The sequence below is a fragment of the Acidobacteriota bacterium genome, from assembly GCA_034211275.1.
Classification (GTDB): Bacteria; Acidobacteriota; Thermoanaerobaculia; order Multivoradales; family JAHZIX01; genus JAGQSE01.
This window is the reverse complement of the sequence record JAXHTF010000073.1, coordinates 19,450-27,670: the sequence shown is the minus strand read 5'-3', so window position 1 is coordinate 27,670 and position 8,221 is coordinate 19,450. Positions and strand designations below refer to the sequence as shown.

Annotated in this window: 5 protein-coding genes; all 5 read left to right on the top strand. The window is 66.4% G+C overall.

All coding sequences use genetic code 11. The annotated features are described in order from the left end of the window. On the top strand, positions 1 to 1,650 hold a 1,650-nt coding region (locus tag SX243_12925; GenBank protein ID MDY7093868.1), incomplete at its 5' end, for a glutamate--tRNA ligase family protein. Positions 1,651 to 1,672: 22 nt separating this feature from the next. Further along, positions 1,673 to 3,904 carry a S9 family peptidase gene (locus SX243_12920; protein MDY7093867.1) on the top strand — a complete coding sequence of 744 codons (2,232 nt, stop codon included), beginning with the start codon at positions 1,673 to 1,675 and terminating at the stop codon, positions 3,902 to 3,904. Between the two features lie 422 nt (positions 3,905 to 4,326). Then, entirely contained in the window at positions 4,327 to 5,193 is an 867-nt protein-coding gene (locus tag SX243_12915; protein MDY7093866.1) for an MBL fold metallo-hydrolase, read from the top strand. A gap of 145 nt (positions 5,194 to 5,338) precedes the next feature. Continuing rightward, complete coding sequence (gene lpdA, locus SX243_12910; GenBank protein ID MDY7093865.1) at positions 5,339 to 6,736, top strand: dihydrolipoyl dehydrogenase; 1,398 nt, start codon at positions 5,339 to 5,341, stop codon at positions 6,734 to 6,736. A gap of 58 nt (positions 6,737 to 6,794) precedes the next feature. After that, a complete protein-coding gene (gene sucB, locus SX243_12905) occupies positions 6,795 to 8,177 on the top strand; it encodes a 2-oxoglutarate dehydrogenase, E2 component, dihydrolipoamide succinyltransferase (GenBank protein MDY7093864.1) in 1,383 nt (460 codons plus the stop codon). Positions 8,178 to 8,221 lie beyond the last annotated feature (44 nt).

The window sequence follows — 8,221 nt, the reverse complement described above, 5'->3', positions numbered from 1 at the left end:
GAGAACAACCGCGAGCTCTACGATTGGGTCCTCGAGCAGCTGACCTCGCCGCCGCGGCCGGAGCAAACGGAGTTCGCGCGGCTGGTGCTCAATTACACCGTGCTCAGCAAGCGCAAGCTCATCGAGCTGGTGCGGGACGGCCACGTCAACGGCTGGGACGATCCCCGCATGCCCACCCTCTCCGGGCTGCGCCGCCGCGGCGTGCCGGCCTCTGCCCTGCGCACCTTCTGCGGCAACATCGGCGTCGCCCGAGCCAACAGCGTGGTGGACGTGGCGTTGCTGGAGCACGCCATCCGCGACGACTTGAATCTGGAGGTGAAGCGGGTTCTGGCCGTGCTGCGACCGCTCAAGGTGGTGATCGAGAATTGGCCGGAGGATCGGGTGGAGGAGCTGGACGCTCCCTTCTATCCCCGGGACGTGCCCAAGGAAGGCTCGCGCAAGCTGCCCTTCTCGCGGGAGATCTACATCGAACGGGACGATTTCCATCCCGATCCGCCGAAGAAATTCTTCCGCCTGGCTCCGGGGCGGGAAGTGCGGCTGCGGTACGGCTACATCATCCGCTGCGAGCGGGTGGTGGAGGATCCGGAGACCGGTGAGATCGTCGAGCTGCGTTGCACTTACGATCCCGAGACCCGCGGCGGTCACGCTCCCGGCCGCAAGGTCAAGGGCACCATCCACTGGGTGTCGGCGGATCACGCCGTGCCGTTGGAGGTGCGGCTCTACGATCGCCTGTTTACCGCCGAGAATCCCGACGCCGACAAGGAGGTCGACTTCAAGACCTATCTGAACCCGGAGTCTCGGGTGGTGTTGCCGGCGGCGGTGGGGGAGCGCTGGCTGGCCACCGCAGAGCCCGGAGACCGATTCCAATTCGAGCGCCAGGGCTATTTCTATTACGAGCCCGAGGACAGCATCGGCACCGTGCGCGGACCGGAAGGCTCCTTGCCGCTGCGGGTGTTCAACCGCATCGTCACCCTGCGGGATACCTGGGCCAAGATCGCTGAGGCGCCGCAGGCCAAGGCCGGGGGTGAAGCCAAGCCTGCTGCGAAGAAGCGGGGCAAGGAAGCGAGTCCCCCCGCGAGCTCTCGGGCCGAGACCGGACCGCCGCCCCTCACCGCCGAGGAGGAGGCGCGGGCGGAAGGCTATCGCCAGCAAGGACTGAGCGAGCAGGATTCCCGCACCCTGGCTCAGGATCCGCCGCTGGCTGCTTTCTACGAAGAGGCCTTGGAGGCCCATTCTGCCCCGCGTAATGTTGCCAACTGGTTGCTCAACGACCTCCTCGGGCTCACCGGCGAGGGTGGGGTGGAAGCCTTGCCTTTCGGCGGTGGCACCCTCGGCGAAGTGGTGGCGCTGGTGGACGGTGGCACGGTGACCGGCCCCGGGGCCAAACAGGTGCTGGAGGAGCTGGTGGAGAAGGGCGGCGAACCGGCGGAGATCGTTCGCCGCCGGGGGCTCGAACAGCTGGACGACGCGGCGCTGGAACCGGTGGTGGCTCAGGTGCTGGAGGCTCATCCGGACAATGTGGAGCTCTATCGCGGCGGCAAGACGGCGTTGTTGGGCTTCTTCGTCGGTCAGGTGATGAAGGCCACCCGCGGCCGCGCCAACCCGCAGGCGGTGCAGAAGCTCCTGCGGCGTGGGCTGGATCAGCAGTAGATTGCCCGGAGGAGAGAAGAAGATGAATCGTAGCTCGTTGGACCGACCCAAAACCCTGTCCGGAATGATGGCCTGGAGCGCTCTCTTGTTGGCAGGGCTCCTGGCCGGGGCGCCGTCGGTTGCGGCACAGGAAGCCTCTGCCGGCACCGAGACCGGGCGAGCCTTCGAGATCGCCGACTTCTACCGCGCGGCGGCCGTCGGCGGGCAGGATGTGAGTCCCGATGGCGGCACCGCGGTGATCACGGTCACCCGCTTCCGGCTGGAGGAGGGGGAGAGCACCGACCGGCTGTGGTTCGTGCCCTTGGGGGATGATTCTGAAGCGCGAGAACCGCGGCAGATGACCTTCGGTGAGGTTCATGATCATTCTCCGAGCTTCTCTCCCGATGGCCGCTCGCTGCTCTTCGTCTCGGGCCGTGAGGGGGGTGAGGAGCTGTGGATCATGGCGGTGGACGGCGGTGAGCCGAGGCGGTTGACGGACTTCTCCATGGATCTGCGGGATCCGGTGTGGTCTCCGGACGGGCGCTGGATCGCCGTGACCGCCGGGGTCTACCCGGAGTGCGGTGCCGACAGCGCCTGCAACGAGGAGATCCAGAGCCGCTGGGAGGACGGTCCCCTCAACGCCCACATGGCGGACGACCTCTTGTACCGCCACTGGACCTCCTGGGCGGACGGGGTGGTGGACCACGTGCTGCTGGTGGACGCTCGAAGCGGCGAGGTGGTGCGGGACCTGACTCCCGGAGCCTGGCCGAGCCCGACTTTCTCCCTCGGGGACGGCCCCGGCTATGCCTTTTCCCCCGATGGGCAAGAGCTGGTCTTCGTCTCCAACCACGACGAGGATCAGTCGGGCTCGACCAACGCGGATCTGTGGGCGGTGAAGCTGGCAATGAAGTCGGGCGAGGCTGAGTCTTCGATGCCGGAGGCGAGGAACCTCACCGCAGGCAACCAGGGTTGGGACTTCGGTCCGCTGTACTCGCCGGACGGCCGCTACATCGCCTACCGCAGCATGGAGACGCCGGGCTACGAGGCGGACTTCACCCGGGTGGCGGTGCTCGACCGGCAGAGTGGCTCGGTGCGCTATCTCACCGAGCGCGGCCGCAGGGACGGCTCGGGGGACGGCACCGGAGATCCAGCGGCGGACGCGTTGGAGTGGCTGCCGGACTCGTCGGGGTTGATCCTGCAGGCTTCGGAGGAGGGGCGGCACACGCTCTACCGGTTGGATCTGGCCAGCGGCGCAACCAAGAAGCTCTTCACGCATTCGAGCATCGACAGCTGGCAGGTGCGGGGGAAGGATCGGGTGGTTTATGTGAGGCGGGCCATCGACGCGCCGACGGAGCTGTGGAGCTCGGCGCTGGACGGCTCTCAGCGTCAGCGGTTGACTGAGTTCAATCGCGAGCTGGAACAGAAAGTGGATCTGCGGCCGCCGGAGGAGTTGTGGCTGCCGGGAGACGGGGGGCAGAAGATCCACGTCTTCCTGATCAAGCCCCACGGATTCGACCCGACGAAGAAGTATCCGCTGATCCTCAACGTCCACGGCGGCCCCCAAGGGCAGTGGATGGACAATTTCCGCGGCGACTGGCAAGTCTATCCGGGCAAGGGCTACGTCCTCGCCTTCGCCAATCCCACCGGCTCCACGGGCTACAGTCAGGATCTCACCGACGCCATCGCCTGCGATTGGGGTGGCCGGGTGTACCGGGACCTGATGGCGGTGGCGGACGGATTGGAGGAGCTGCCCTACGTGGACGAGGACCGGGTGGGCGTCATGGGCTGGTCCTACGGCGGCTACATGGTGATGTGGATCGCCGGCCAGACCGACCGCTTCGAGGCCCTGGCGGCGATGATGGGGCTCTACGATCTGGATTCGTTCTACGGTGCCACGGAGGAGCTGTGGTTCCCGGACAAGGATCTCTGCGGCCAGCCGTGGAATTCTGAGCATTATCGGAAGTGGTCGCCATCGGAGCACGCCGCGAAGTTCAAGACGCCGTCCTTGGTGGTCACCGGCGAGAAGGATTACCGCGTCCCCTACACCCAAAGCCTGCAGTTCTTCACCGCCCTGCGCAAACAGGACGTGCCCGCCCGCCTGGTGGTCTTCCCCGACGCCGGCCACTGGCCCGGCTGGTACGAGATGGCCTTCTACTACCTGGTGCACTTGGACTGGTTCCATCGCTACCTCGGCGGCGGCGAGCCGCCGTGGGATCCGGAGGACTTTCTGCGCAATCGGGTCTTCGGTGGTGGGGAGGACGAGCCAGGGAAGTAAAGCATGCGGGCCGTGGTTTCCAGGCCCGACCTCCCTCGGGCAGCGGCGCAGGAGACCGCCGCAGGCGCTCGAGCTGCAGCGGCGCGCGGGAAACTCGCTGGCGCTCAAACAGTGCCGCGCGTTCTTCCGCTGCAGCCCGTGCCTGCGCCGGGCGCCGCTGAGTCCTCGGTCGGTTCGGACCAGGAAACCACTAAGCTGATCACTCCTATCCGAGGTCATGGCTGGCTAGGTTGACCTCTCTAGCCAATCAACGAGCTTCCCCTCTACCGGGTGGAAGGGAGGGCGGCTGGGAGAGGGGGACCGGAGGGGGTGAGGGTTCTGCCACAAGCTTCGAATCGAACACTGCCGCAGCTCGAGCCTAGACGGCCCCCCGGGCGGCCTTTCTCGACCGGCTTCGGGGGATCAGATAGACTGCTCAGGCTATGACGATACCGGTCCATCAACTCGGCGAGCTGAAAATTTCCCTGGTCACCGACGGCGAGTTCCGCCTCGACGGTGGGGCCATGTTCGGGGTCGTGCCCAAGACCCTGTGGCAGCGGGCCAAGCCCGCGGACGAGCTCAATCGCATCTCCATGGTCACCAACTGCATGCTGGTAGAGCGGGGGGACGAGCTGCTGTTGGTGGATACAGGCATCGGCGACAAGAACGACGAGAAATTCCGCAAGATCTTCGGGTTGCGGGAGGGAGATCGGCGGCTGCCGGAGGCGATTCGGGCGGCCGGCTACGAGCTGGGGGATATCGATCACGTGCTCCTCAGCCATCTGCACTTCGACCATTGCGGCTGGAATACCCGCGAGGCGGCGGACGGCTCGCTGCAGCCCACCTTTCCCAACGCCCGTTATTGGATGCAGCGAGGCGAGGTCGCTCACGCCCGAGAGCCTTCCGAACGCGATGCCGCCAGCTACGATCCGCGCAACTGGGAGCCGCTCTTCGAGGCCGGGGTAGTGGAGCTCTTCGACGACGAGGCCGAGCCCATGACCGGCGTGCGGGCGATCCGGGCACCGGGGCACAACGCCGACATGTGCATCGTGCGCCTGGATGGGGGAGCTGCCGGGCACCAGGGGATCTTCTTCGCCGATCTCATCCCCACCGCGGCTCACGTGCCGCTGCCTTGGATCATGGGATACGATCTCTATCCCCTGACCACCTTGGAGAATAAGAAGCGGTGGTTGCCTCAGGTGGCGGAGGGGAATTGGCTGTGCATCTTCGAGCACGACCCGGAGACTCCCATGGGGCGGCTCGTGGAAGACAAGCCCGGCCGCTGGCGGGCGGAGGCGGTGGATGGCTGAGGCTCGGTTGAGAGCCCCTTTCCGAACAGCGAGGTCCCAATCCCCATGAGACTCCCATGACCTGGTAGGTTATGGGCTGTGGGGCTCGGTTCGATCCGAGACCTCTCCTTCCCAAGAGCATGAAATCGGTGAGAACGGAGCAGTGATGGAGCAGAAGCAGTACGACTTGATCGTGGTGGGGAGCGGCCCCGGCGGCTATGTGGCTGCCATCCGCGCGTCCCAGTTGGGGCTCAAGACCGCGGTGGTGGAGAAGGATCCCAAATTTGGCGGAACCTGCCTGCACCGTGGCTGCATACCCACCAAGGCTCTGCTGCACACGGCGGCGGTGCTCGACGAGATCCGCTCCGCCGGCACCCTCGGCATCGAGGTCGGAGCTCCGGCTCTGGACCTGGCCACCGCCCACGGCCGCAAACAGCAGGTGGTGGACAAGAACGCCAAGGGGATCGAGTATCTGTTCAAGAAGAATCAGATCGACGGCATCCACGGCCGCGGCCGGCTGGTGGGCCCCCACCGAGTGGAGGTAGAAAAGGACGGTCAGACTCAGATTCTCGAGGGCCGCTTCATTCTCCTGGCCACTGGCTCCGTGCCGCGGCCCCTGGGCATGGCGCCGGTGGACGGCCAACGGGTGCTGGACTCCGACGGCATCCTCCAGCTGCCTCGGGTGCCGCGCTCCATGGTGGTGTTGGGAGCCGGCGCCGTGGGCACCGAGTTCGCGTCCATCTTCCACAGCTTCGGCACCGAGGTGACGCTGCTGGAAATGCTGCCCCGAGTCCTACCGCTGGAGGATGAAGAGGTTTCCAAGGAGCTGGCCCGGTCGCTCAAGAAGCGGGGCATCAAGGTGCGCACGGATTCCAAGCTCACCGCCGTCGAGACCACCGAGGGCGGCGTCTCCCTGAGCGTCGAGCAGAACGGCAAGACCGACACCCTGGAGGCAGAGATCCTGCTGGTGGCGGTGGGCCGCGCGCCGGTGTCGGAGAATCTGGGGCTGGAAGAGCAAGGGGTCAAGCTGGAGCGCGGCTACGTCGAGGTGGACGAGCTGATGCGCACCGCCGTCCCCCACATCTACGCCATCGGCGATCTGGTGCAGACCCCCTGGCTGGCTCACGTGGCCTCCAGCGAGGGCATCCTGGCGGCGGAGCACATGGCCGGCGAGGCCGTGCAGCCGATCAACTACGACCACGTTCCCTCCTGCACCTACTGCGACCCGGAAGTGGCCAGCGTTGGTCTCACCGAGGCCCAGGCCAAGGAGCGGGGCTACGATGTGGCCACCGGCAAGTTCCCCTTCTCGGCGCTGGCCAAGGCGGCGATCTTGGGGCACACCGGAGGCTTCGTCAAGGTCGTGCGGGAGACTCGTTATGATGAGCTCCTGGGGGTTCACATCGTCGGCCCCAAGGCCACCGACCTCATCGCCGAGGCCTGCGTGGCCCTGCGTATCGAGTCCACTACCGAAGAACTGTTCCGCACCATGCACGCCCATCCAACCCTCAGCGAGTCGGTGATGGAGGCCGCCCACGCGGCCTACGGTCATCCGCTCCATATCTGAGTCGCCGAGGAACGGATGAGGAGATCCGGCGTGTGCGCGTTTCGATCGATTCAAGGAGCTGCCGCTCGTTCATCGCGGGCGAGCCGAGCAAGTCGAGGAGCTGTCCATGGCAACTGAAGTCGTGATGCCCCAGATGGGGGAGTCCATCGCCGAAGGCACCATCACCCGCTGGCTGATCGAGGTGGGGGAGACCGTCGAACGGGATCAGCCCCTATTCGAGATCTCCACCGACAAGGTCGACGCGGAGATTCCCAGCCCGGTGGCGGGCACTCTGCTCAAGGTCGTCCACGGCGAAGGGGAGACCGTGCCGGTGGACGACGTCGTGGCGTATATCGGTGAGGCCGGAGAGAGCGTCGGCGACGGCGCGGCATCCGCTCCCGCCACCGAAGCTCCCGCCGCCGAAGCGGCCGCGGGAGAGCAGGCCGCTGAAAGCGAGGACTCGGGCGAGGAGGACTCCACCGATGGGCCCATGAGCCTGGAGCAGCGGTTGCGGAAGTTCTCCAGCCCGCTGGTGCGCAACATCGCCGCCAAGGAGGGGGTCGATCTCCAGCAGGTGGAAGGCACCGGGATCCACGGCCGGGTGACCAAGAAGGACATCCTCGGCTATCTGGAAAACCGCGGCAGCGCTCCCGCTCAGCCGGCGGCGGCCGCGGCACCGGCGGCTCCACGGCCTACCCGCGCCGCCAGCGACTTCCACGTCCCCGCGTACACCGAGGGGGAGAACGTCGAGGTCGTGCCCATGTCGCGGATTCGGCAGATCACCGCCGACCATATGGCCTACTCCAAGGCCACCTCGGCCCATGTGACCACCGTCTTCCACATCGACATGACCCGCATCGCGCGGCTTCGCCAGCGCATCAAGCATCGCTTCGCCGAGGCCAACGGCACCAAGTTGACCTATATGCCGTTCATCTTCTCGGCGGTGACCGCCGGGCTGAAGGCCTTCCCGCAGCTCAACGCCGCCATCGACGGCACCAATATCGTCTACAAGAAGGACATCAACCTGGGCATGGCGGTGGCGCTGGACCACGGGCTCATCGTGCCGGTGCTGAAGAATGCCGATCAGCTGAGTCTGGTGGGGCTGGCGAAGACCGCCAACGATCTGGCGGACCGCGCCCGCAGCAAGCGGCTGAGCCCGGACGCCATCAAGGGGGGCACCTTCACCGTCACCAACCCCGGCGGTTTCGGCTCTCTCTTCGGGACGCCGGTGATCAACCAGCCGCAGGTGGCGATCCTCGGGGTCGGCGCCATCGAGAAGCGGCCGGTGGTGCTCACCGACGCCGAGGGCAACGACAGCCTTGGAATCCGAACCATGTGCTATCTGGCACTGACCTTCGACCACCGGCTCATCGACGGCGCCGACGCGGATCAGTTCATGGCTCTGGTCAAGGAGCAGCTGCAGCAGGGCTCGTGGGAAGAGCTGGACGCCTATCGCCGGTAGCCAGTCGCTGGGCCCGCCGACGCGGGCCGGCGGCTGCTCTTATC

What these genes read in the sequence shown, in the direction of transcription:
- SX243_12920 (MDY7093867.1), top strand. Translation starts at nt 1,673, where the DNA reads ATGAATCGTAGCTCGTTGGACCGACCCAAAACCCTGTCCGGAATGATG.
- SX243_12915 (MDY7093866.1), top strand. Translation starts at nt 4,327, where the DNA reads ATGACGATACCGGTCCATCAACTCGGCGAGCTGAAAATTTCCCTGGTC.
- lpdA (MDY7093865.1), top strand. Translation starts at nt 5,339, where the DNA reads ATGGAGCAGAAGCAGTACGACTTGATCGTGGTGGGGAGCGGCCCCGGC.